Below are 25,326 nucleotides of genomic sequence, written 5' to 3'. Positions count from 1 at the left end.
AAACTCTTTGTGATGAGTATTGAGCAGCACAACCATAGGTAAAAAATACAAAGCACTCAATTGAAAGCCAAGAATGGCTAATGTGCCTATGGTTAACCTCACTAAAAAATCGACAAACATACCACGCCTCTTTTAACCAGACTGTATGATCCCCAAACTCTTGCTCCAGCTAACCTAATTCTACTGCTGCCTTTCAAATCATTGAAAAAGCTAGCTAATCAGTTGAATTAAGTTAACGGTGTCATCCTTTTACATCTGGTAAACACTCTATTTATTACACCGTTAAGCACGATGTAATCTGAAGCAAGGTAGTTTACTTATTGTTCAGTTTAGCTCAAATTATCGCCAGCATTAGACCTTAGTCTAACTGTATAGATTTTGTGACATAGGTCGCTCAAAAGTGAGATTCCTAATAAAAAGCAGGGAAGGCAAATCAATCGGAAAGCAGCGTAAAGAGATTAGCCAGACAGAAGAAAGAAACTAAATAGGTAGAAAACTAAGCAACATCAGCATGGCTAGAACACATAGAGACGGTATTGCGACCAGAGGATTTCGATTCGTAAAGCCCGACATCGGCACATTTGTATGAACGGGTGCTGTTACTGGTTAAATCCGTAAAGCCAACACTCACCGTCACCTTAGTGCCCTCCGCTAGCTCTATCTCAATTCGTAATCGATCTAACACGCGCTTCGCTTCCGATAGAGATGTGTGTGGCATCAGCAATGCGAATTCTTCTCCCCCAACACGAGCAACAAAGTCGGTACTGCGAAGGCTATCTTGCAGAAGCCCTGCAACGCGCGCAATCACGCGGTCGCCTTCATCATGACCAAGCTCGTCATTAATTCGCTTAAAGTTATCGATATCGACTAAGGCTAAACAAGTGGTGGATTCATTGGGGTAACGCTCAACCAAGCGAGAATAGTAAGCCAGTTGTTCTTCGAACTTGCGTCGGTTCCAGAGGTTACTCAAAGGGTCTCTTTCACTTAGTACACGTAAACGAACTTCAAGCTCTTTCCTTACCGAGATATCAACCAACGAGGTAATGTAATAGCTCACTTTACCCGAATTGTTTTTGACCGCATGAACTCGCATGATTGCGGTAAAAGGAATGCGAAGCTTGTTCTTACACAGCACCTCACCTTCCCATACCTCTTCTTGTTCTAGGTGCTGCCAGATGGACTCACTAGAGAGTGCCTGCTCGGTATTTTCTAGCAGCAGCTGCAAGGCATTGTAGCCAATGACTTGTTTTTTACTGTAACCCGTCATGTTTTCAAATTCATTATTGATCATCATTGCGCGATGTTGCTTGTCAGAGATCATCACTGCCGACATGCCGTTCAATGCCGCACGTGCTAATTTACTTTCTAAACTGCGACGTCGATAGTGCGTCACCAGGTAAGCAAACGGGAAGGCGAAAATCAGCACCGTAATCAAAACAATGATCTCTTCATGGACCAAATCATCTAGATCACGCTCAGCCCGATCCATCAATTGCTTCTGATTAAGTTGAATCAGTAAGTGGACCTTTTGACTGTTCGCGAGCATAACCGTGTTAAAGGCAAACAAATTACCACCTTCAAAAACGTATCCCACCTGATCATTGGAGATCGCATCCCACGTCTTCGGCGCGATATTTTTCAGGTTGTAGTTTTTCCTTTCTGGAATAGAGTCACCGAACAACTTTCCGCTGTTTTTACTCGCTATGAAGTAACCCGCTTCATTGATAACTTCTGCTCTAAGGGCGTTATCAGGTGAAAAACTCAGACGCGACGATAGGCCCCAAACATCCAAATTAATCACAAGATAGCCAACACGCTTCTCTGGTGTTTCAACGGGAGTGAAGACTCGCAGAACTGGTTTATAAGGATAGGTTAACTCACCGTGCTCGGTTTCAAGCTCTATTCCCCAGCCGCCAATCTCTTCGTGTTCCAAGCCTTGCGCGAATTGGTAGTAGCTAGATTCCGATCTGTCTTGTAGATGCTGAGGTAACGTCACCTCACCTGTTGCAGACGAATAGTTCACACGCACCAGTTCTTTACCTGCAATATCAAGTAAATGAATTTGTGTGTACCATTTTTGGTTCACTAGAACAGACTGCCATACTTCTTCAAGCAGGTTTTTGGTTTGGTCTGATGGAGAAGAGGCGAAATTAACCAAGCTTTGGCTATGGCTGAGTAACTCCATAACAGAGACTAATTGAGATTTTAGAAGGTTGTAGTCTCGTTCAGCGTAGACCAATTGATGAAGGGCTTGTTTTGCCGACTCATTGAAGCTCTGAGTTTTAACGTCTTGATAGCGCTGTAAATAATACAGCCCTACAGCAGAAGACAGTGTGATAGAGATAATCAGCAATGTAATTATTGATTTTTTAGTTCTCATTGCTAACTCAGGTGAATGGAAGTCGAGCGCGGGATTATAGCACTCTAAAGAATTAACAAAATAAAAGCCGCTTAAAAAAGCGGCTTTAAAGCTATTTTATAAAGACTTATTGTCTAGGCTTTCAGCGCTCGTTCGCCACGTGCGATACCAACCACGCCACTTCGAGCTACCTCAAGCACTTCCGTAACTTCAGACAAAGCCTGAATGAAAGCATCAAGCTTCTCGCTCGTGCCCGCCATTTGCACCGTGTATTGCGAAGCGGTCACATCAACGATCTGACCACGGAAAATATCCGCTGTGCGCTTCACTTCTGCACGAGCAAAGCCGCTCGCACGTACTTTTACCATCAGAAGTTCACGTTCGATGTGCTCAAGCTCAGAGACTTCTTGTACCTTAAGTACATCGATCAGCTTATGTAGCTGCTTCTGAATCTGCTCAAGCTGCATTTCGTTTGAGTTAGTTGTCACGTTCAAACGAGACAGTGTTGGATCATCAGTTGGCGATACGTTCAACGACTCGATGTTGTAGCCACGTTGAGAAAACAAGCCAACCACACGAGAAAGCGCACCCGGTTGGTTTTCCATTAGTAGTGAAATAATGTGTCTCATATTATGTTCTCTCCGTTTTGCTTAGCCACATGTTATCCATACCCTCGCCTTTGATCTGCATTGGGTATACGTGCTCGGTGTCATCCACACTGATATCGACAAATACCAAACGGTCTTTCATCGCCAGTGCTTTTTCCAAACCTGATTCCAATTCATCCGGAGATGAAATACGCATACCTACGTGGCCATAAGCCTCCGCGATTGCAGCAAAATCAGGAACAGAGTCCATATATGAGTTAGAGTGACGACCTTGATAAACAATGTCTTGCCACTGTTTAACCATTCCTAAGAAACGGTTGTTCAGGTTAATAATCTTAACTGGGATATTGTATTGCAGTGCCGTCGACAGCTCTTGGATATTCATTTGAATACTGCCGTCACCCGTTACAACAACCACTTCTTCATCTGGCTTAGCAAACTTAACGCCCATACCTGCAGGTAAGCCAAAGCCCATCGTACCAAGGCCACCCGAGTTAATCCAACGGCGTGGTTTGTTGAATGGGTAGTACAAAGCAGCAAACATCTGGTGCTGGCCAACATCCGAAGCAACGTACGCGTCGCCATTGGTTACTTTGTGAAGTGTTTCAATAACTTGTTGTGGCTTAATGCACTCAGACGATTTCTCATAAGCTAAGCAATCACGCTCTTGCCACTGTTTGATTTCACTCCACCAGCTGTCCATCGCTTCAGCATCATTAGTGCCACCCTGCTCAATCAGCAGGTTCACCATACTCTCGAGTACTTTTTCTGCAGAACCTACAATAGGTAGATCCACTTTTACGTTTTTAGAGATCGACGATGGGTCAATATCAATGTGCATGATCTTCGCGTTCGGACAGTACTTGTCTAAGTTGTTAGTAGTACGGTCATCGAAACGTACCCCAACACCAAAGATAAGGTCGGCATTGTGCATTGCCATATTGGCTTCATACAAACCGTGCATGCCCAACATGCCCAAAGAGTTTGTATGAGTGCCAGGGAAAGCACCAAGCCCCATCAGGGTACTTACAACCGGTAAATTCAGTGCTTCAGCCAATTTAATGAGCTGTTGGTCCGCCTCAGAAATAACCGCACCACCGCCGACATAAAGTACCGGCTTCTTCGCTTCAAGAAGTGCTTTTAGTGCCTTCTTGATTTGACCTTTATGACCCGTAACCGTTGGGTTGTACGAACGCATTTTGAGCGTCTCAGGGTATTCATAAGGAAGCTTGATTTGTGGATTTAGGATATCTTTCGGCAGATCGATAACCACAGGACCGGGACGTCCTGTCGTTGAAATATAGAAGGCTTTTTTAACGACTTCAGGGATATCTTCCGCTTTCTTAACTAGGAAGCTGTGTTTAACGATCGGGCGAGATACACCGACGATGTCACACTCTTGGAAGGCATCGTTACCAATCAGGTTATTTGGTACGTTACCAGAAATAACAATCATTGGGATTGAGTCCATGTACGCTGTCGCAATACCTGTAACGGTATTGGTTGCGCCGGGACCAGAACACACAAGTACTACGCCCGGTTTACCGGTAGAACGAGTATAGCCATCTGCCATGTGGGTAGCGGCTTGTTCATGTCGTACTAATACGTGTTTAATTTCAGCAGTTTTAGCATGCAGCGCATCGTAGATATCAAGTACAGAACCACCTGGATAACCAAAGATTTGTTCTACACCCTCTTCAATTAGAGACTGCACCACCATCTCAGCGCCGGATAACATTTCAGCGCCGGATGACATGGCTGTTTCAGGTTTTGTTGTCATATTGCTCTCCTCACCAGTTTCCAATCATATTTGGTGAACATGTTGGGCTGGTTTTTCATAGTCTAGGGCTTATTCGTAGCCTAATTCGAAATACTTCCACTTTTTCGGCTATGGCTGTCTGTCGTGATAACAACAAACAGTAATACGAAACAACTTTAACGCTTTATTATCATCTGGTCTAACACCTGTTATCCGACAATCATTCCAAAAAACCAACGATTAGCTTAAAGCATCAAATAAAATCCAAACCAAGATTAATAACTAGATATTAAAACTAGAAAGAGAACAAAAAAAAGCACTTAATATTTAAATGAATCGCTAATTATCGATAAATAACGAGCTTATCTGTGTGCGCTTTCGCACATTGTGCTTAGTCATTAGATATAAAAAATCCCCCTAAAAATGCAATCACATTCGTAGGGGGATTTTTAAACAACTGAAAATTTATCTCAGTAGAAAACTACTTATCTTTCGACTTTTCAGTGTACATTTCTTCGATTTCGTCTTGATACTTATCGTTGATAACCTTACGACGCAGTTTCTGGGTCGGCGTCAGTTCACCATCATCCATAGAAAATGCTTTTGGTAGCAGTTTGAATTTCTTCACTTGCTCAAACTTAGCCAGTTCTTGCTGTAGGTCATTCACTCGCTTTTCTAGCATCTCAACGATTTGGTGGTGCTTGATAAGCTCAACACGGTCGTGGTACTTGATGTTCAGTTCTTTCGCATACTCTTCTAGCGAGTCGTAACAAGGAACAATCAGTGCAGAAACAAATTTACGTGTGTCTGCGATAACAGCAATCTGTTCGATAAAGTGGTCTTTACCAATCGCGCCTTCCACCACTTGCGGTGCAATGTATTTACCGCCAGAGGTTTTCATCAGCTCTTTGATACGATCAGTAATGAATAGGTTGCCATTTTCATCAAAATGACCCGCATCACCAGTTTTCAAGAAACCGTGTTCATCGAATGTTTTCGCGGTTTCTTCAGGCATCTTGTAGTAGCCGCGCATTACCATTGGACCACGAACAAGAATCTCGTTCTGAGCACCAATTTTCACTTCTGCGCCCGGCATCGACATGCCAATAGAATCAGGGTTAAAGCAGCGGTCATCCCAGCAAGACACGGTTGCTGTGGTTTCTGTCATGCCGTAGCCAAGTTTTACGTTGATACCGATAGCATGGAAGAAGCGACCAATGGTTTCATCCAGCTTCGCGCCACCACATGGCATAAAGTTAATGTTGCCGCCTAACAGTGCTCTTAGTTTAGATAACACAAGCTTGTCTGCTAGCGCATGGCTCTTCTTCAGCATTAGCGATGGAGTGCGACCTTCTTGGTGACAAACAGAGAGTTTCGCTCCCATGTTCACCGCCCAAGTAAATAGCACCTTACGGATAAATGGCGCTTTCGAAACCTTCTCGTGAATCGCAGAGAAGATCTTCTCATAGAAACGCGGAACCGCACACATTACGGTTGGTTTCACGTCGCTCAGCGCGTCACGCACTTGCATCGTATCTTGCAGGTAACAGTTGGTTGCGCCTTTATAGAGAACGTAGAAAGTCCACGCTCGCTCAAATACGTGAGATAGAGGTAAGAAACACAATGAGACATCGTCTTTGCTTAAGCTTAGACGCTCATCGTGGCCTTCTAATTGATAGCCAATATTGGTGTAATCAAGCATTACGCCTTTCGGCTGGCCAGTAGTACCAGAGGTATAGATAAGAGTCAGCAAGTCGTCCATGCTTGCATCTGCAAGACGAGTCTCAAGTTCAGCTTGCTGAGCCTCAACACCGCGCGCCATGAAATCAGCCCAAGATACTGCGAAGCTGTGGCCTTGAAGATCGATATCATCAGACATCGCGACAACCACTTCTAGCTGTTCGCACTCTTCAAATAGGCTCACCGCCGCGTCAAATTGAACTTGCTCACCAACGAATAAGATCTTCACATCCGCATTTTGGATGATGTAAGACGACTGCGCTGCTGTGTTGGTTGGATAAATCGGCACAGTCACAAGGCGAGCTTGTAAAGATGCAAAATCTGCCACGGTCCATTGAGGCATATTGTTTGAATAGATACCGATCTTATCTTGAACTCTCAACCCCTGAGCCAATAGTGCTAATGAAAGCGTATCGATTTGTTGTCCAAACTGCTCCCAGCTAATACCTTGCCATACATTGTCTACTTTGTGCTTCAAAGCTGTACGGTTGCCGCCTTGGGCAATTTGGTCACGAAGTCTTTTTACAATATGAAAATCTAAATTGGCCATCTCTTTACCTTTGGCTTACACCTGTAAGCTTTTTTGAGCGCACAAGTGTACCTCTGATCATGGAAAAGGCAACTGATGAAGCTCAAAGTTATAAGTAATAGTACGTCTCACGCTAAGTTTTCTATCAACAAAAATAGCAGGTACAAAAAAGCCCCAAGCCAGACTCCTAGCTTAGGGCTTATAAAACATAGGGATTAGTGTCTAGTTAAGTGCCACTACTTCGCCACAGATCATCATTAACTGATCTCGTAACCAAATGTGTCCTTTGTCCTTTTCACTTGATTCGTGCCAGCTTAGGAAGCCTGAAATTGCCGCATTATCAAATGGGAAGTCTAGAATCTGAAGCTGCTCTTTGTTTGCTGCATGTTCTACCATCCAGCGAGGAGCAATCGTTACTAGCTCAGACTGACCTACAACGTAAAGAACGTTGCTTAGGCTCGTGCCTTCGTAGAAAGGCATGCAATCTAGGTCACGGTAAGCTTGCTCAGAGAAGCTACGCTGACCGTGAATGCGAGACAATTTCGCGTGTTTTTCGTTAAGCAGCTCTGCCGCTGTTACTTCACCGTTAATGCGTGGGTGAGAAGCAGAAGCTACAACAACCAACTCATCTTGGAAGATTTCAGTGCTTGAGAAACCTTGCTCATCAAAGCGAGCGTAATCGATCACGAAGTCGATTTCTTGGTAGCGCATACGCTCAGAAAGCTGACGATCGAACTCAGCATCCATGTGCAGTTTAACGCTTGGTGCTTGTCCGTTAATTGTCGACATGATCTTAGGTGCAAAACGCATGTCACAAGGGCTGCAAATCGCAAGTTTGAAGAGGCGAGAAGACGACTCTGGAGAGAACACAGAACTTGGTAGTTCGTTACGTACTAACTGTAGCGCTTGGCGGATAGGACCAAACAACTGACGAGCACGTTGAGTCGGTTGAATACCACGACCTTGACGCATGAATAGTTCGTCGTTGAACATCACTTTTAGACGAGCAACAGCGTTACTTACAGCAGGCTGAGACATACCCAGATTGTGAGCTGCACGTGTAATGTTTTGCTCTTGCATAACTGCATCAAATACAGTCAATAAGTTTAAGTCGACTCCACGAAGTGTGCTTTCCATTCTGTAGCTTGCAATTGCACTCATTGCGTCTTTTTTCTCTAACATTCAAGTTGCCTCTTGTCGGTTCGACAGCGTTAAATTGGTAATGGCGTGGGAATAGATAACCACTAATTCTTATATTTATCAGACCGATGCTTTTCGGATTACCATTACTATTAACCAATACATCTCGAGCGACCAACAAGATTGATAAAGAATAATTTTATTTTACCTCAATGATTAATTAACACCTAAAAATCAGTAATTTATAGAGTTATAAAAAAACATAAAATGCGTCACTTATGAGTTTCATTTCGACTTATTTAGCTGTTCTATCGTTTGGTTACATTTGTTACAATTTATTGAACGCGTGAATTGTTCAGCTAGTCGATTAAGAAATAACACTTATGAGTTAGGTGAGTGATGCATAACTAGGAAAGTCTACCTTGTCCCAAAGTTGCTTTCTTAAGTCATCTTGGTTGGACCAATTTCCTGCTAATACCCACTCAACAAGTGCGCTCGCGACGTCTGGATAGGTGACCACTTCCGCTTGTTTTTCGTTGAGCCAACCACGCAAGATAGCAGGGTCTAAAAAACTCATTGTTTGAGCCAATCCAAGCGCCTCTAGCGTCGCCACATTGCTCTGCTGTTCAAACTGCCCATCAAGCGGTTTAAGAAGCAACTTCTTACCCAACGTTAGCGCTTCAGAGGGTAATTCAAATCCGCCATTTGCCACCACACCTGAGCACTGGCTGAGGTCGAATTGGAAGCCTGCATGACTCAGCGGTTTAAACTCAATATTTTCAACTCGCCTTTGCTCAATCACATTCGGGTGATAGCAGACAAAGTTATGAGAAATGAACTTCATCAACAGCTCTGAAATCGCCTCTAGATCCTCAAACGGCAGATAGACCAGAGTGAAATCTTGCGGCGTTTTGGTTTGTTGTTCGCCAGTGAGCGTGTGAACGATCGGTGGCAATATTGGCTGTTCAAAGTGATACCAGTGCAGTCCAATTGAGTGTTCGGTTGGGGCGAAATGTTGAATCACAGAGTGCTCAATCCAGTTACCGCCTTCTTTAGGCACATCATAACGAAACGCATTTTGGTGGCTTATACCTATGCAAGGTACGCCCTGTCTTTTAGCTGCCCAAGCGGTGACGGGTTCAAAGTCGTTAAGCACTAAATCATACGGTGTCAGATCGATCTGGTTAATCTCACTCAAAAATCGCCAGATGTTGTTCTTGATGAATGTCTTGCCGTATTTCACCTGCCCCTGCTCACTATAAAACGTTAAGCCACTACGGGTTTGGTAGTTTCCAAATTCTTCCATCGAGAAGTATTTGCTCTCTTCTCGTCCAGAGAATAGAAAGTCGACATCGATATTTTGCTGACGAAAGGCGACGGCCATTGCTCTCGCACGCGCGATATGACCATTTCCAGTGCCCTGTACGCCATATAAGATTTTCATGCTTTTTCCTTTAGAGTTGCCACTTAAACGCGGCAGAGATTGCCAACAAAATGATTACAGAATGAAGCTGATAGCTAGGCTCGTACAAGCAATGCCCAAGGCTGCCCCTATCAGTACGTCTGTTAAAAAGTGCACACCAAGTAAGATTCGAGAGCCTGCGATCGCGATCGCCCAAAACAAACTAAAGAGATATAAGCTCGGATAGAAATGCCCGATGAGAGTCGCCATGACAAAAGCCGCCGCGGAGTGCCCAGATGGCAGGCTGTATTTATCGGATGGCACTATGTGGGAATAAAGCAGTGAAGAGAACTCTGCTGGCCTGCGGCGTTTGAGGGTATTTTTCGCAAACCAGTAAATAGGTAGCTCGATAGCAAAGGCGGTTAAACCGACCAATAGAAAATCTCGGCCAGTACTGCTATCAGCCAACAAAGCAATCAACGCAATTAACACGTAAAGGTGTCCATCTCCAGTATGAGACACCGCTTTACTGAGTGTTGCATGTTGCCCGCTATAACGGTTTTTTAAACAGAAAACAGAAAATGCCACATCCCAGCGGACAATAGGTTCGATAGTACGCATACGATCTCCTTAACAATCCTTATTCAGTTAAGGGTCAAGTTATGCCCAACAAATGACAGTTAAGTGACGTTTTGAATGAACTAAAATGAAATTTCCTTCGGATGTGCAATGAAGCCCCTCAGGCTAAGGTGATGACAAAAACACCCTATAAAAATAAAGCGGCACTAGGCCGCTTTATTGTTTATTGCATCTTTTCTTATTTCAAAACTCTATAACGAAAGAGGCTCGTGCTTTTTCACTAGACCAAAATCAGCCAAGATCGCGTAGGCCGCTGGGATCATAAACAACACCAACAAGGTTGAGGCAAATATCCCGAACACAATTGAAATCACCAGAGGTTGAATAACCTGAGCCTGTAAGCTGGTTTCAGTTAATAGCGGTAGTAAGCCTGCGGCTGTGGTCATAGACGTTAAAAATACCGCGCGGAAACGCTCGCGGCTGGCTTTAACAACCGAGTCATGCACGCTATCTCCCTCATCGACATGGTGACGAATGTATTGCACCAGCAAGATAGAGTCGTTAACCACAATCCCTGCGAGCGACACAAAGCCCATCATGCTCGGCATACTTAACGCGTGCCCTAACAGCCAGTGACCAACAACGACACCAATGAAGGCCAGTGGAATCGCTAACATTACGACGACCGGTTCCAAGTAGCTTCGGAACTGATAACTCAAAATCGCAAACACACCGAATAAGCCTAACAAGAAACCTTTACCCATCGAAGCTCCGGTCTTAGCCGCATCTTTGGCCTCCCCTTCGAAATCAAAGCGTAAGCCCGGGTATTTTTGAATCAGCTTAGCTGCTTCTTCTTTTTGGAACTGAGCCACAATCGCGGAAGAGCTCGCCTTCTTATTATCTATGTCACCAAAGATACTGATGGTTCTCAGCCCATCGATACGTTGGATTCGCACATAGTTACGTTGAAAATCTAACGTTGCCAATGTAGCTAGCGGGATCTGACTGCCATCTGCGGTGATGATCGGGAAGTTGGCCAGCTGCTGTATGTCGCCCGCTTGCTCTTTATCAAGACGCACTTCAATCGAGATATTCTCAACACCGATTTGAATCTCATCCGCTGTCTGACCAAAGAAAGCCGCACGCAATTGGGAAGCAATCATCTGCCCATTCACATTGTAGGTTTCAGCGCCCGGACGCAGCTTCACTAAGATCTCTTCCTTACCCATACGCATGTCGTCAAGCACGCCGTGCACGCCATCGAACTGATTAAGGTACTCCTGAATATCCAAAGAAGCGGCTTTCAATGCACTTAGGTCATCATGCTTAGCTCTAATCTCAATCGCACGACCGCCCGGCCCCATGGTCGGTTGCTTGAAAACTAACGAGATAGGATCCGCCAAGTCACCGATATCCTCTCGCCATGCATCAATGAAATCATCGATAACCGTGTTACGGCTCTCTGCTCCACGCAGATCTAAACGCACTGTGGCTAAGTGCGGGCCTGATTCATTGGCATCGGCGTTGGCATTGAATTGGCTGGTGATATGCTCGACCAGTGTATTGCCTTCTTCAACCTCTTCGCTCCATTGTTTGTTCAAGCGCTCAGCCGACGCGACAATTTTGTCGACCACTCGCTCGGTTTGAGACAGTGACGCCCCCGGAGGAAGAATGATACGCGCCTCAGCAATATCGCCATCCAACTCAGGAAACGGCTGGAATTTGACAACACCACCAGCAATCAAGGAGATAGATAGAAGCAACAAGGTAATCACCCCGCCCATAAAGGCGTAGCGGAAGGTCACTACCTTCTCGACCATGCTCATCAAGGTTGTATTACGGAAGTTCTCAAATTTTTCTAACAACACAACTTTGAAGCGCAGCGCTGGCTTGTCATTTTTTTCTTTGTGTAATGAATGAGATAAGTGATTTGGCAGAATCAAAAAGGCTTCAATCAAGCTCAAAGAGAGCACCAATATTAATACTTGGGGTACCGCTTTAAGCACCGCACCCATTTCACCATCAAGGAACAGCAAGCTACCAAAGATACACACCGTGGTTAGGAAAGAAGACAAGACTCCGGGGAGCACTTTCTTCACACCGTTGTACACCGCATCGTCAACGTTTTGCCCCCGATCAAGATGGGAGGCGATCGATTCAGCGATCACGATGGCATCATCCATCATGATACCAATCGCCATCAACAAGCCGACTAGAGACATGATGTTGATCGAGAGACCAAGGTTCGCCATTAAGAACAAGCCACCAAGGAAGGCGACGGGTAAACCTGCTGCAACCCAGAATGAATATCGCAAACTGAAGAACAACCACATGGTGGCAAACACCAGCACAATACCTTGCCAGCCGTTGCGCACCATCATGGTTAAACGATCCCAAAGCACCGATGAGAGATCATTGGTCATTTGCAATGTCACGCCATCAGGAGCAATCGCACTTTGATCTTCCACGAATCGCGTTACGTTTTCTTTAATTCGTAGCGCATCATCTTCTTTGTTCTTGCTGATCTTTAACAGAGCCGATGGCTTGCCATCAAACAGAACCTTCTGTTCATCCAGTTCAAAGCGATCGGTGATCTTGGCAATATCCCTCAAACGGATCACTGAACCATTCGGCGCAGAACCCACCACGATACTCTCTAATTCAACCGGAGTGATGCGTCTTTCATCAAAACGAATTAGGAAGTTTTTGTCTGGCGTTTCAACATTACCGCTCGGTAGCTTTACATTCTGACGACCGATTTGATCGGCAATATCACCGACACTCAAACCTAACTGACGAATCGCTTGGGTATCCAACTCGACGCGATATTGATGATCCGAAAAACCGCTGACCTCAACCAATGAAACGTCGTAATCAAGCTTCATCGTGCGCTTTAGATCTTCTGCGTATGCCTTAAGCTCTGGCCATGATGTCTCTGCGGTAATCGCAATATCAACAACCGGTTCGTTCCAATCTAGCTCTTGGACTACTGGTGACTCAATCTCAGTTGGGAAATCATTGATCGAGTTGATCTGAGTTTGCACGTCCACCAGCATTCGACCGATATCTGCTTTCTCATTCAACTTAAGGATAAGTCGAGCACTGCCTTCTATCGCCTCACATTGAGTTTCTTCAATGTTAGCTAAACCATCGACTGCGTCTTCCATTCGCACACACAAGCTCTCTTCGACCTCTTGTGGTGAAGCGCCCGGGTACACGATCGCCGCCATAATGTAAGGTGGATCATAGGCTGGAAAGGTTTCACGCTTGATAGTGGATAAAGAGGCCAAGCCCATGATCAACAACCCAAGCATCAGCAGGTTGGCTGCGGTTGGGTGCCTAGAGAAGAACTTGATCATGAGGCGCTCTCCTCAGTATCAGCGGAAAGCTCATCATTTGAAGAGGATTCTTTCAATAACATACCTTCAATCGCGGGCAGAACATCATTGAGAATTAGCTTGTCTCCAGCTTGCAGTTCACCGTTAACCACCACTTGGTTATCTCGGCGATAAAGCACTTCAACGTTCACGACTTGCAAGCGTTGCCTGTCATCCATCAGATAAATCTTATCGCCATGCAGCGCACGCTCAGGCACAACCCAACTCAGGTTCGCCAAACCTTCAATCTCCGCTTTGACGAACATACCATTCACCAAGGGAGTGGCACTGCTTGGCTGTAAGGCTGAATAATCTTGATTGATTTCGAGAATGATCCCCGCTGTGGCTTGGTTCTCATCAACAGTTTCACTGATTCTTGCGACCTTAGCAGGCCAGCTTAGATTTAAGCTACCACTGTTCATCTGGATCGTCGCTTTAATCGGCGCTTGGTAAGGGTTAGGTATGCCTGCAGCATCACGAGGGAATTGAGTAAAGCTTGAGGCTAAAGTTTGCATATCGTGAATAGAGAGTTGCGCCTCAACTTCCATAACGTTAATCCCGTGAGCAACAAACATCTCTTGCTGAAGATTAACCACTTGATTTTGTTCTATATCTACCTGAGCGATTCGCATCGCTCGAGGCAAAGTGATGGTCGTTTTGTCCAAAGAACGCTGCGCCTCTTTGACCTTAGATACATTGACCTTAATCACCGCTTCCGCGACGCGTTTTTCATCTGGCATTAACGCGATTTGATTCTGTATATCTAACACCAACTTCTGTTGAGAAAGTGCGCTTTGTTGTTGCAGATCGACATCCGATTGAGAGGTAAGCCCTTTCTTGCGTAGATCCTGTTTACGTTGCAGCTCTTTATTACTGATCACCAAACGATTTTTTTCGATCTTTAATGTTTGTTGTAGGTTATCTTCTTCTTGATTCAGCTTCGCGAGAGAGGTCTGGCTTGATTTAAGATCCGCTTCCGCTTGCACCAACTTCAGTTCGTAATCCAAAGGATCGATCTTTAGTACCTCAGTACCCGCTGCAATAATTTGACCCTTTTCTAGATCAGGATGACGATACACGATCTGCCCTGTCACCTCAGCAATCGCTTTCCATTCAACCTTTGGCACCACTTTGCCAAAACCAACCGCTAATGGAGCGATCATCTGCTTTTCTAGACTCACGGTTTCAACTAAACGCGCTCTGTCACCCGCTGGTTTAGTCGGTAAGTCCGGCTTCAGATTAATCGCCGTCACTAAGCCAATAACACCAACGGCCAGAGCCGGAAAGAAGAGGAGCTTTTTACTTATTTTCATTATTTTGGTTCCTGCAAAGGTGAAGGGCTCGGGGCGTTTACAAAGCCTTCCGTCATCAGTTGGATGTTGTGTTCGATAAGTCGGTTAAGAAATTCTTCATTGAGTTCAATACCATGAATAGCAAGCAAAGGCGGCGGCGCAATGAACGGGAACACCATCAAGCTTATATACGACACGCGGCAGAGTCTGGGATCCATATCTTTTCTTAAAACGCCTTGTTCAACTAGCTTTTCAAAAATGACATCTTGGGCAGGTTTGGCAACATCAAGAAAGACCTTCTCGAGCAACTCTCTCTGAACTTCTGAAGGCGGCATGTTCATCACTTGGGCTATCAAGCGAGGAAACTTAGGCACCTTAACCATCTCTTTGTAATAGGTTCTCATGAGATCAAGAAAGTTCTCATGGCTGCTTTCATCGACAAGTCTCTGCATTTTTAATTGCATTGGGCGTAATGTTTCACGCAGCATCGCCTCAAATAATCCTGCTTTACTGCCAAAGTAATAGCGAATCATTGCAATATTCACACCCGCTCGCTCAGCAACTAAACGAGTCGATACCTTGTCATACGGTTGAACCACGAACAGATCTCGAGCGTGCTCAATGAGTAACTGCCGCACATCTAGATTCTGTTGAGGTCGCCCTGCTTTGCGCGCTGCCATCACTGAGACCTATCCCTATAATTAATCACACGATTAATTATAGGGATAAATCAACATGGTTGTAGAAGATTAATTACTCACTATTTAATCAAATGATTAATTAATTTAGCCGCCCTTTTAATTTTATTGGTGAATCGTTCCATCAAAAAGATTTACTACAAAGTTTTAACCTACACATCAGCCAAACGATAAACTAACCGCCCAGTACAAAACACTCAATCAGCTGATAATACCAACAAACAACACACAAGCAGCACAAACCAAACCAAAACACCGCCAAAGCACGCTGATATTGGATTTTCTTGTTTGACGCTCAGAATAAATTGCGGTAAATATGGTGTTAACAGTTTATTTACGGATATTTGTGTAATGATTTTTTCTTCTTCTCGACTGCTGAAACTTCTCCTTATCGTGAACCAATCGCGCGGGTAAGTTGTGGGTCAAGAACTACACAAATATTAAAACCCGCGCTGAGCGGGTTTTTTTGTAACTGGCACTTTTAAAAGAACATCATTCTTAATAATAATTTGGATAGCAATCGATTCATTATCGATATAAGGAAGCACCCATGAACGATCAAGTGATAATTTTTGACACGACCTTACGTGATGGCGAGCAAGCGTTGGCTGCAAGCTTAACGGTAAAAGAGAAATTACAGATCGCTTATGCACTTGAACGACTGGGTGTAGATGTTATTGAAGCGGGTTTCCCTGTGTCATCACCAGGCGATTTCGAGTCAGTACAAACCATTGCAAAGAATATTAAAGACAGCCGAATCTGTGCACTTTCTCGTGCAGTAGCGAAGGATATCGACGCCGCTGCAGAAGCGTTAAAGGTCGCTGAGCAGTTCCGTATTCACACCTTCATTTCTACGTCAACGGTTCACGTTCAAGATAAATTACGCCGTAGCTACGACGATGTTGTCGAGATGGCAGTAAAAGCCGTTAAACACGCTCGTAACTACACAGACGATGTTGAGTTCTCTTGTGAAGATGCAGGCCGTACGCCTATCGACAACCTTTGTCGTATGGTTGAAGCAGCAATCAACGCGGGCGCCAAAACCATCAACATTCCAGACACAGTGGGCTACACAGTACCTAACGAGTTTGGTGGCATTATCAAAACGCTATTTGATCGCGTTCCAAACATCGATCAAGCAATCATCTCTGTTCACTGTCACGATGACTTGGGTATGTCGGTTGCTAACTCTATCGCTGCAGTACAAGCCGGTGCTCGTCAAGTTGAAGGTACTATTAACGGTATCGGTGAGCGCGCAGGTAACTGTTCTTTAGAAGAAATCGCGATGATCATCAAAACTCGCCAAGAGTTATTAGGTGTTCATACCGGCCTAGATCACCAAGAGATTCACCGTACCAGTAAGTTGGTTAGCCAGCTTTGCCACATGCCAATCCAAGACAACAAAGCTATCGTCGGTGCGAACGCATTCAGCCACTCTTCAGGTATTCACCAAGATGGCATGCTAAAGAACAAGAACACTTACGAGATCATGACTCCTGAGTCTATTGGCTTGAAAAACAAAGCATTGAACCTAACAAGCCGTAGTGGCCGTGCTGCTGTTAAGAGCCACATGGACGCAATGGGTTATAAAGACAATGAGTACAATCTAGATTCATTGTACGAAGACTTCTTGAAGCTTGCTGACCGTAAAGGCCAAGTGTTCGATTACGACTTAGAAGCATTAATGCACTTCGCGAATCTACGTGATGAAGATGACTTCTATAAACTTAACTACCTAAGCGTACAATCTGGTAGTGTTATGTCTACGACCAGCATCAAACTGCAATGTGGTGATGAAGAGAAGTGCGAAGCCGCTGTCGGTAACGGCCCTGTTGATGCGTTATACCAATGTATCTACCGCTTAACAGGTTACGAAATCGTACTAGACAAGTTCGACCTAACCGCAAAAGGTGAAGGTGAAGATGGCTTAGGCCAAGCGGACATCATTGCCAACTACAAAGGTCGCAAGTACCACGGTACAGGTGTTTCAACCGATATCGTTGAAGCTTCTGGTCAAGCGCTACTGCACGTTATCAATAGCATTCAACGCGCAGACACCATTGCTGAAATGAAACAGCAAAAAATCGCGACAGTTTAAGCACCCAATAACAGAGCCCTAGAGCCGATGTTATTGGCTTTAGGGACAAAATTTAAAACGAGCCAAATAGCTCAGTAACAAAGAATTAAAGGATTAACATGACTGATAAATCATACAAAATTGCCGTACTACCTGGTGATGGCATTGGCCCAGAAGTAATGCAACAAGCACATAAAGTGCTAGACGCGATCGAAAAGAAGCACGCGATTAGCTTTTCTCGCGAAGAGTATGATGTTGGTGGTATTGCGATTGATAACCACGGCTGTCCACTTCCAGAAGCAACAGTAGCTGGCTGTGAAGAATCTGACGCAGTACTGTTTGGTTCTGTTGGTGGCCCTAAATGGGAACACCTTCCGCCAAACGACCAACCAGAGCGTGGTGCCCTACTTCCTCTACGTAAACACTTCCAACTGTTCTGTAACCTACGTCCTGCACAAATCCATAAAGGTTTAGAGTCGTTCTCTCCTTTACGTGCTGACATCTCAGGTAACGGTTTCGACATCGTTGTAGTCCGTGAACTAACAGGTGGCATCTACTTCGGCCAACCTAAAGGTCGTGAAGGCGAAGGCGCAACTGAAAAAGCGTTTGATACTGAGGTTTATCACCGTTACGAAATCGAACGCATTGCAAAAATTGCTTTCGAATCTGCACGTCTACGTAACAAAAATGTTTACTCAATCGATAAAGCGAACGTTCTACAGAGCTCTATCTTATGGCGTGAAGTCGTTGAAGAGATTGCAAAAGATTACCCAGATGTCACGCTAAACCACATGTACATCGACAACGCGACCATGCAGCTAATCAAAGATCCTTCTCAGTTTGACGTGATGTTATGTTCAAACATCTTCGGCGACATCATCTCTGATGAGTGTGCAATGATCACTGGCTCTATGGGTATGCTTCCTTCTGCAAGCTTGAACGAAAGCAACTTCGGCCTATACGAACCAGCGGGCGGCAGCGCACCAGATATCGCAGGCAAGAACATCGCAAACCCAGTCGCGCAAATTCTTTCTGCAGCGCTAATGCTTCGTTACAGCCTAGGCGAAGAAGCGGCAGCACAAGATATTGAAGCAGCGGTATCTAAAGCGCTTTCAGCAGGCGAACTAACAGCAGACCTTGCAGGTGACAACCAAGCGCTGACGACATCTGAAATGGGTGACAAGATCGCAGAGTACATCTTAGCTTCATAAGCTGATCGCTCGGAAATAGAAGCAAGTACATAAGAATAATATCAAGCCAAGTCTGCAAAATTGCATGGCTTGGCTCGAAACAAACACTGGGACTGATGCTCCCAAGGAAGAAAAGCTATGTCGACAAACCAGCAAGCCAAAACCTTATACGAAAAAGTTTACGACGCGCACGTTGCAGTAGCAGCGGAAGGCGAAAACCCGATTCTTTACATCGACCGTCACCTAGTTCACGAAGTAACGTCACCTCAAGCATTTGATGGCTTGCGTGAGAAAGGCCGTAAAGTTCGCCAAGTTGGCAAGACTTTCGCGACTATGGATCACAACGTATCGACCCAAACCAAAGACATTAACGCTTCTGGTGAGATGGCTCGTATCCAAATGGAAACGCTATCAAAAAACTGTGAAGAGTTTGGTGTAACGCTTTACGACCTAAACCACAAATACCAAGGTATTGTGCACGTAATGGGCCCTGAGCTAGGCATTACCCTACCAGGCATGACCATCGTATGTGGTGACTCACACACTGCGACGCACGGTGCATTTGGTTCTCTTGCATTCGGTATCGGTACTTCAGAAGTTGAGCACGTTCTAGCAACTCAAACGCTGAAACAAGCTCGCGCTAAAACGATGAAGATCGAAGTAAAAGGCAAGGTTGCTCCGGGCATTACTGCCAAAGATATCGTGCTAGCGATTATCGGTAAGACGACAGCAGCAGGCGGTACTGGCTACGTTGTGGAATTCTGTGGTGAGGCAATTACTGACCTTACGATGGAAGGCCGTATGACGGTATGTAACATGGCTATCGAACTTGGCGCTAAAGCCGGCCTAATTGCTCCAGATGCGACAACCTACGAGTACATCAAAGGTCGTAAGTTCTCTCCACAAGGCGAAGACTTAGAAGCAGCAATCCAATACTGGGATACGTTAAAAACCGATACTGACGCAGAGTTCGATGCGGTTGTGACGCTAGAAGCAGCAGACATCAAACCACAAGTAACATGGGGCACGAACCCTGGTCAGGTTATCTCGGTCGACACACCAATCCCAGCACCAGAAAGCTTCGCAGACCCTGTTGAAAAAGCATCTGCTGAGAAAGCACTGGCTTACATGGGCCTTGAAGCAGGCAAATCTCTATCTGAATACAACGTCGATAAAGTGTTTGTGGGTTCTTGTACTAACTCTCGTATCGAAGACATGCGTGCAGCAGCAGCGGTAGCCAAAGGTCGCCAAGTTGCAAAACATGTACAAGCGCTTATTGTTCCAGGTTCTGAGCAAGTAAAAGCTCAAGCCGAAGCGGAAGGCTTGGATGTTATCTTCAAAGAAGCAGGCTTCGAGTGGCGCCTACCGGGATGTTCTATGTGTCTTGCAATGAACAACGACCGTCTTGGTCCACAAGAACGCTGTGCTTCTACATCAAACCGTAACTTTGAAGGTCGCCAAGGCCGTGATGGTCGTACGCACCTAGTTAGCCCTGCAATGGCTGCTGCAGCAGCCATTGCAGGTCACTTTGTCGATATTCGTGAACTTTAATTAGAGGATTTAACATGTCAGGTTTTCAACAACACACCGGATTAGTCGTTCCTCTAGATACGGCCAACATCGATACTGATGCAATCATTCCAAAGCAGTTTCTACAGAAAGTGAACCGCATCGGTTTTGGTAAACACTTATTCCATGACTGGCGCTTCCTAGACGACGCAGGCGAACAACCAAACCCAGAATTCGTGATGAACGCACCACGTTACCAAGGCGCTTCAATTCTACTGGCTCGTGAGAACTTTGGTTGTGGTTCATCTCGTGAACACGCACCTTGGGCACTTGCTGATTACGGCATCCAAGTGATGATTGCGCCAAGCTTTGCAGACATCTTCTACGGTAACTCGATCAACAACCAAATGGTGCCAGTTCGATTGACTGAACAAGAAGTGGATGAAATCTTCCAATTCGTAGAAGCGAATGAAGGCGCTGAAGTTACTGTCGATCTAGAAGCAATGAAAGTAAGCGCAAATGGCAAACAGTACTCATTTGACATTGATGAGTTCCGTCGTCATTGCCTACTGAATGGTTTAGATAATATCGGCCTTACACTTCAACATGCTGATAAGATCTCAGAGTTTGAAGCTAAGATTCCTAGCTTCCTGAAATAAAGAAGTCTTGAAATAGAATCACACAGTTTCTGTAGACATAAAAGGTTGGCCTAGTGCCAACCTTTTTTATTTAGCTGAGTTTTTAGCTTAACGTGTTTATTAAGCTCTGCTTTGTTAATTTACTGAAGAGCCATGAAAGAAAATCGCAAAGCATAAGGTCTTAGTAGTCAGTCATCAGGAGAATGCCATGAAACAACTACTCGTTATTATTAGCCTACTTTTCTCAACCTTAGCTTGGTCGGCGCCGAAGTCTGAACTATGGCCGTACTGGAATCAAAGTAATGAGACCAACTCAGAACAAGTTTCTCATCAAAGCTGGCAGCAATTTCTCGATAGCTACTTGGTTAAACAAGGGCAAAATACGTTAGTTCGTTATCAAGCAGTAACCACGACAGATAAGTCAAAGCTGAATCAATACATCAAACAGTTAGAGCAAGTAAACCCACTCGAATACTCAAAAGCAGAGCAATACGCTTACTGGGTCAATCTATACAATGCAGTGACTGTTGATTTGATTCTCGATGCCTACCCAGTTAAATCTATCACTAAGCTCGGCGGCCTATTCAGTTTTGGCCCATGGGAAGATGATGTTGTCGTTATCAACGGTAAATCACTGACACTCAACGATATTGAACACCGCATTTTAAGACCTATTTGGCAAGACCCACGCACACATTACGCGGTAAATTGTGCGAGTTTAGGTTGCCCTAACCTACAACTTCAAGCCTTTACGGCTGACAACACCGAGACTCTACTGGAACAGGCAGCCTATGAGTTTGTTAATAGTAATAAAGGGGTTCTGATTAAAGGCAATAAGCTCCAACTATCATCGATTTATGAGTGGTTTGCAGTGGATTTTGGTAACCAACAGCAGTTGATTCAACACTTAGACCAATATAGAACTAAGCCAGTACCGAGTACTAACAAGACCAGCTATGAGTACGACTGGTCACTCAACCAAGCAAACTAGTTTTAACGTTAAAGATCATGAATGAAGCTAAACAAAAAAGTCGCTCCAATAAAGCGACTCTAATGATATTATTTAAAACCTTTGACCTTCTTAATTAGGTCGTAAGCATTTTGAATTTCTTGCGATTTTTCTTTCGCAACGTTCATCATTTCTGGCGGTAAACCTTTTGCCATTAGCTTATCTGGGTGATGTTCGTTCATCAACTTACGGTAGGCTTTCTTCACTTCTTTACCGTCGGCACTTTCGCTCACATCAAGAACCTTAAAAGCATCCGCTAATTGGTTTTGTTGCGAAGCTTGTTGCCAACCAGATGACTGACCCTGGTGATGACCACCACCGAAGCTTCCGCCCTGTTGCTGGAAACGGAATGCCGCTTCTTGCATTTGCAAACGACGCTCGAGTTGCTCTGCAGAAAAGCCAAGGCCTTGAGCAATCTTATGCAAAACCTGACGCTCACTAGGGTGTAAGCTTCCATCTGCAAATGCTGCTGAAACTTGAAGCTCTAGGAAAAACTGCAGAAGATCAAAACGCCCACCTGACGAGATCTTTACGCGTTCAAGTACATTACTTAACGGGAAGTCGCTCTCTTTACCATCACGGAATGCATCTTGCGCCGCTTTACGTTGCTCGCCATGCAGGTTCATGCGCTCCATCATTGTAGAAGCGAGCTGAATTTCTTCTGGCGTAACCTGCCCTTTGGCTTTAGCAACATGTCCCATAACCGCAAAAGCTGATTTAAAAAACTCATTTTGCCTTTCGGCTTGGCTCGGCCCTCGCCCAAAACCAGATGCATTAAAACCCGATTGGGTCAATCGACGAGCTTTATCGAATTGGTGTCCTAAAAATAGGCCAAAAATTAGACCAAGCGGACCTCCAAATAAAAAGCCAAAAAAAGCGCCCAAAATTTTGCCAAATATTTGCATTATGTGTTCTCTATCTATGAATTTTATCTGAGTACTGCTGTCTTATGGTGCTGAATGCTAATATTTCCTTTATCATAAGGAAAATGCTTTATTAATTGGATTGATACTAGATCAACCCTTCATCTAGTGACACAGGATAGTTCAACTTCATGCAATGTTTTTCCCGCACCTTGTTAGCCGCGTCTATAAGCACCGCCTTATACGTGTCGACAACTCAAGCTGAAACAATAACCGATAGTAGTGTGCAGGAAATGCCCTCTATAGATCAATGCTTGATCGAACCCGCTGCCGAAAACGAGACACAACTGCCCGCTCATGTGGAATCAGATCGCTTAGAGGCTATCAATGGTGACAAGGCAATATATTCAGGTGATGTAAGAGTTACGCAAGGCAACAAGACTATCCTTGCAGATAATGTCACGCTTCACCAACAAGAAAACATCGTTGTAGCTGAAGGCAACGTAAACTTTAGTGACGGTCAAATCAAATCGGTGTCGGATAGAGCGACTAACAATCTGACCACAGATGAAATGACGCTAGAAAACACCGATTACGAATTTCTTTGTGAACCAGGCCGTGGTGATGCGGTATACATATCTAAGACAGGCAAAGCTGTTTACGAAATTGAAGATGGTTCAATTACCTCTTGCCCTATCGGTGACAACGCCTGGCGCCTAAGAGCTTCAAGCATCAGCGTCGACCAGGATGAAGAGCAAGCCACTTTCTATAATCCGCGTTTTGAGATCCAAAGTGTCCCTGTCTTTTACTTACCTTACTTAACCGTACCAGTTGGTGATACGCGTAAGACGGGCTTCTTGTATCCAACGGTTTCGTACGGCTCAAGCGATGGCTTTGAAGCTGAAATTCCTGTGTATTGGAACTTAGCACCAGACTACGATTTGGAAACGACTTTTAAGTACATGCAAGAGCGTGGCACTCAACTCAACAGTAAATTCAGATATTTAAGCGATTTCGGTTCCGGTAGTATCGAGTCTGAATATTTACCAGACGATCAAAAGTACACAGATGAAGGCGATCGTTGGGGTTTCCAACTAGAACATTCAGGAATATTCCAACAATCTTGGTTGTTCGAAGTTGATTACTCTAAAGTCAGTGATATTGACTACTTTTCGGACATGAGCTCAAATATCGGTAACCGTGAAGATGGACAACTGCTTCAAGAAGGTAAAGCGACTTACCGTTCTCAAAACTGGGATGCGTCTGTACTTGTTCGAGATTTCCAAGTTCTTACCACCAGCAATAACTTGCCTTATCGTCTAATGCCACAACTCGAGTATAACTACTATGCTCCAGAGGTAATGGATTACCTAGATTTTGACATGATCAGTCATGTATCAATGTTCGATACCGACGCTACAGGAAAACCATCAGCCACTCGTGTTCACGTTGAACCTGGTATTACAATCCCAGTAGGTAACACTTGGGGCACTTGGACAACCGAAGCTCGACTACTTGGTACATACTACCAACAGGATCTTAATGGCGTTGATACCGGGGCAGGATCTGATTATGAAGGCCTAGAAGAGTCCACCAGTCGTGTTATTCCTGAATTTAGAAGTCACGCTGGCATCGTTTTGGAGCGAGATACCACGATTGTAGGTAACTATACTCAAACCTTAGAGCCTCAAGTCCAGTACCTGTATGTTCCTGAAGAGGATCAAAGCGAAATTGGTCTTTACGATACAACACTACTACAGACTGATTACTATGGCTTATTCAGAAGCCGCAAATACAGTGGTGTTGACCGCATTGCGTCAGCAAATCAAATTAGCTACGGTGCATCTTCTCGCTTCTTTGATGATGAATATAAGGAGCGCTTAAACATATCTTTTGGTCAAATTTTCTATTTTGATAAAGATACCAAGCAAACTTCAGGCAACGAAGACTCCGCTGACAAAACTAATTATTCATCTTGGGCTATTGAAATGGACTTCAACTACGATGATTACCTTTTCTACCATGGCGGTGTGCAGTACGACATTGATTCATCTTCGATGCAACTTGCTAACAGCACATTAGAGTACCGTTTTGCAGGCGGCTATATACAAACCAACTACCGCTACGTTACAGAAGAATATATTGAGGATAATGTAGGCGAAAGTATAAATGTTGGTTCAATAACTAGAGATGGTATCTCACAAGCAGGCTTACTTGGTGCTTACCAGATTTCGCGGAAGTGGAATGCCAGTGCTCAATATTTCTATGATTTAACCACACAAGAAAATCTAGAATGGTTGGCTCGCTTGAACTATAAATCGGATTGTTGGTATATCGGATTTACGTATAGTAACCAGCTGACAAATAATATTAGTGATCCAAATGTCACGCCTGAATATGAAAATAACTTTGGTGTGAATTTCGGTATTATCGGCTTTGGTACTAACCTAGGCTCTGATTCAGGCGCTGTTGGGGATAGCAGCTCTGATAACTCATTGAGCTACGGTCGCCCATTCTTCTTAAATAACTAATTTTCTTTATTGATAAAACATCAGTA

General features: G+C 44.6%; 17 protein-coding genes. 6 read left to right on the top strand and 11 right to left on the bottom strand.

What is annotated here, in order from left to right; genetic code table 11:
* Nucleotides 1-496: 496 nt before the first annotated feature.
* The 10 genes from L1D22_RS12545 to L1D22_RS12500 form a co-directional block, all read right to left on the bottom strand.
* Nucleotides 497-2,380: a diguanylate cyclase gene (locus tag L1D22_RS12545; RefSeq protein WP_239830055.1), complete on the bottom strand. Its 1,884-nt coding sequence runs from the start codon at nt 2,378-2,380 to the stop codon at nt 497-499.
* A 113-nt stretch (nt 2,381-2,493) separates the two neighbouring features.
* A complete protein-coding gene (ilvN, locus tag L1D22_RS12540) occupies nt 2,494-2,988 on the bottom strand; it encodes an acetolactate synthase small subunit (protein WP_060467124.1) in 495 nt (164 codons plus the stop codon).
* 1 nt (nt 2,989) lies between these two features.
* A complete protein-coding gene (locus L1D22_RS12535) occupies nt 2,990-4,747 on the bottom strand; it encodes an acetolactate synthase 3 large subunit (protein ID WP_239830054.1) in 1,758 nt (585 codons plus the stop codon).
* 460 nt (nt 4,748-5,207) lie between these two features.
* Nucleotides 5,208-7,016: a long-chain fatty acid--CoA ligase gene (locus L1D22_RS12530; RefSeq protein ID WP_239830053.1), complete on the bottom strand. Its 1,809-nt coding sequence runs from the start codon at nt 7,014-7,016 to the stop codon at nt 5,208-5,210.
* 201 nt (nt 7,017-7,217) lie between these two features.
* Nucleotides 7,218-8,177 carry a transcriptional regulator LeuO gene (gene leuO / locus L1D22_RS12525; RefSeq protein ID WP_239830052.1) on the bottom strand — a complete coding sequence of 320 codons (960 nt, stop codon included), beginning with the start codon at nt 8,175-8,177 and terminating at the stop codon, nt 7,218-7,220.
* 346 nt (nt 8,178-8,523) lie between these two features.
* Nucleotides 8,524-9,579, bottom strand: a complete 1,056-nt coding sequence (locus L1D22_RS12520; protein ID WP_239830051.1) for an MJ1255/VC2487 family glycosyltransferase — start codon at nt 9,577-9,579, stop codon at nt 8,524-8,526.
* Between the two features lie 54 nt (nt 9,580-9,633).
* Nucleotides 9,634-10,158 carry a phosphatase PAP2 family protein gene (locus L1D22_RS12515; protein ID WP_176680867.1) on the bottom strand — a complete coding sequence of 175 codons (525 nt, stop codon included), beginning with the start codon at nt 10,156-10,158 and terminating at the stop codon, nt 9,634-9,636.
* A 209-nt stretch (nt 10,159-10,367) separates the two neighbouring features.
* A complete protein-coding gene (locus L1D22_RS12510) occupies nt 10,368-13,475 on the bottom strand; it encodes an efflux RND transporter permease subunit (RefSeq protein ID WP_239830050.1) in 3,108 nt (1,035 codons plus the stop codon).
* The gene (locus L1D22_RS12505) at nt 13,472-14,806 is read right to left on the bottom strand and encodes an HlyD family secretion protein (RefSeq protein WP_239830049.1); all 1,335 of its coding nucleotides are present in this window, start codon (nt 14,804-14,806) and stop codon (nt 13,472-13,474) included. Before L1D22_RS12505 ends, L1D22_RS12510 begins: the two co-directional genes overlap by 4 nt.
* Entirely contained in the window at nt 14,806-15,465 is a 660-nt protein-coding gene (locus L1D22_RS12500) for a TetR/AcrR family transcriptional regulator (protein WP_239830048.1), read from the bottom strand. Before L1D22_RS12500 ends, L1D22_RS12505 begins: the two co-directional genes overlap by 1 nt.
* A gap of 568 nt (nt 15,466-16,033) precedes the next feature.
* Here L1D22_RS12500 and leuA point away from each other — a divergent pair.
* The 5 genes from leuA (at nt 16,034) to L1D22_RS12475 (ending at nt 21,888) form a co-directional block, all read left to right on the top strand.
* On the top strand, nt 16,034-17,581 hold the full coding sequence (leuA, locus tag L1D22_RS12495; protein WP_239830047.1) for a 2-isopropylmalate synthase: 1,548 nt from the start codon (nt 16,034-16,036) through the stop codon (nt 17,579-17,581).
* A gap of 98 nt (nt 17,582-17,679) precedes the next feature.
* Nucleotides 17,680-18,771: a 3-isopropylmalate dehydrogenase gene (leuB, locus tag L1D22_RS12490; protein WP_239830046.1), complete on the top strand. Its 1,092-nt coding sequence runs from the start codon at nt 17,680-17,682 to the stop codon at nt 18,769-18,771.
* Nucleotides 18,772-18,888: 117 nt separating this feature from the next.
* Nucleotides 18,889-20,301, top strand: a complete 1,413-nt coding sequence (gene leuC, locus L1D22_RS12485; RefSeq protein WP_239830045.1) for a 3-isopropylmalate dehydratase large subunit — start codon at nt 18,889-18,891, stop codon at nt 20,299-20,301.
* A gap of 14 nt (nt 20,302-20,315) precedes the next feature.
* Nucleotides 20,316-20,918: a 3-isopropylmalate dehydratase small subunit gene (gene leuD / locus L1D22_RS12480; RefSeq protein ID WP_239830044.1), complete on the top strand. Its 603-nt coding sequence runs from the start codon at nt 20,316-20,318 to the stop codon at nt 20,916-20,918.
* A gap of 187 nt (nt 20,919-21,105) precedes the next feature.
* On the top strand, nt 21,106-21,888 hold the full coding sequence (locus L1D22_RS12475) for a DUF547 domain-containing protein (protein WP_239830043.1): 783 nt from the start codon (nt 21,106-21,108) through the stop codon (nt 21,886-21,888).
* A gap of 68 nt (nt 21,889-21,956) precedes the next feature.
* Here the strand turns inward: L1D22_RS12475 and djlA are convergent, their stop codons facing one another.
* Nucleotides 21,957-22,811 (bottom strand): co-chaperone DjlA, encoded by an 855-nt coding sequence (gene djlA / locus L1D22_RS12470; RefSeq protein ID WP_239830042.1) that lies wholly within the window; start codon nt 22,809-22,811, stop codon nt 21,957-21,959.
* A 149-nt stretch (nt 22,812-22,960) separates the two neighbouring features.
* Between djlA and lptD the strand changes: the two genes are divergently transcribed.
* On the top strand, nt 22,961-25,300 hold the full coding sequence (gene lptD / locus L1D22_RS12465; protein ID WP_239830041.1) for an LPS assembly protein LptD: 2,340 nt from the start codon (nt 22,961-22,963) through the stop codon (nt 25,298-25,300).
* Nucleotides 25,301-25,326 lie beyond the last annotated feature (26 nt).

Origin of the sequence: Vibrio sp. Isolate34, assembly GCF_022397915.1 — a bacterium.
Lineage (GTDB): Bacteria > Pseudomonadota > Gammaproteobacteria > Enterobacterales > Vibrionaceae > Vibrio.
Note: the sequence above shows the minus strand (reverse complement) of the source record. Positions and strands in the feature narration are given on the sequence as shown.

Excerpts from the sequence above, each read along its gene's own strand:
- leuC (WP_239830045.1), top strand. The coding sequence starts at position 18,889 with ATGTCGACAAACCAGCAAGCCAAAACCTTATACGAAAAAGTTTACGAC.
- ilvN (WP_060467124.1), bottom strand. The coding sequence starts at position 2,988 with ATGAGACACATTATTTCACTACTAATGGAAAACCAACCGGGTGCGCTT.
- L1D22_RS12530 (WP_239830053.1), bottom strand. The coding sequence starts at position 7,016 with ATGGCCAATTTAGATTTTCATATTGTAAAAAGACTTCGTGACCAAATT.
- L1D22_RS12545 (WP_239830055.1), bottom strand. The coding sequence starts at position 2,380 with ATGAGAACTAAAAAATCAATAATTACATTGCTGATTATCTCTATCACA.
- L1D22_RS12505 (WP_239830049.1), bottom strand. The coding sequence starts at position 14,806 with ATGAAAATAAGTAAAAAGCTCCTCTTCTTTCCGGCTCTGGCCGTTGGT.
- lptD (WP_239830041.1), top strand. The coding sequence starts at position 22,961 with ATGCAATGTTTTTCCCGCACCTTGTTAGCCGCGTCTATAAGCACCGCC.
- leuD (WP_239830044.1), top strand. The coding sequence starts at position 20,316 with ATGTCAGGTTTTCAACAACACACCGGATTAGTCGTTCCTCTAGATACG.
- leuA (WP_239830047.1), top strand. The coding sequence starts at position 16,034 with ATGAACGATCAAGTGATAATTTTTGACACGACCTTACGTGATGGCGAG.
- L1D22_RS12515 (WP_176680867.1), bottom strand. The coding sequence starts at position 10,158 with ATGCGTACTATCGAACCTATTGTCCGCTGGGATGTGGCATTTTCTGTT.
- L1D22_RS12510 (WP_239830050.1), bottom strand. The coding sequence starts at position 13,475 with ATGATCAAGTTCTTCTCTAGGCACCCAACCGCAGCCAACCTGCTGATG.
- L1D22_RS12520 (WP_239830051.1), bottom strand. The coding sequence starts at position 9,579 with ATGAAAATCTTATATGGCGTACAGGGCACTGGAAATGGTCATATCGCG.
- djlA (WP_239830042.1), bottom strand. The coding sequence starts at position 22,811 with ATGCAAATATTTGGCAAAATTTTGGGCGCTTTTTTTGGCTTTTTATTT.
- L1D22_RS12535 (WP_239830054.1), bottom strand. The coding sequence starts at position 4,747 with ATGACAACAAAACCTGAAACAGCCATGTCATCCGGCGCTGAAATGTTA.
- leuO (WP_239830052.1), bottom strand. The coding sequence starts at position 8,177 with ATGTTAGAGAAAAAAGACGCAATGAGTGCAATTGCAAGCTACAGAATG.
- L1D22_RS12500 (WP_239830048.1), bottom strand. The coding sequence starts at position 15,465 with ATGGCAGCGCGCAAAGCAGGGCGACCTCAACAGAATCTAGATGTGCGG.
- L1D22_RS12475 (WP_239830043.1), top strand. The coding sequence starts at position 21,106 with ATGAAACAACTACTCGTTATTATTAGCCTACTTTTCTCAACCTTAGCT.
- leuB (WP_239830046.1), top strand. The coding sequence starts at position 17,680 with ATGACTGATAAATCATACAAAATTGCCGTACTACCTGGTGATGGCATT.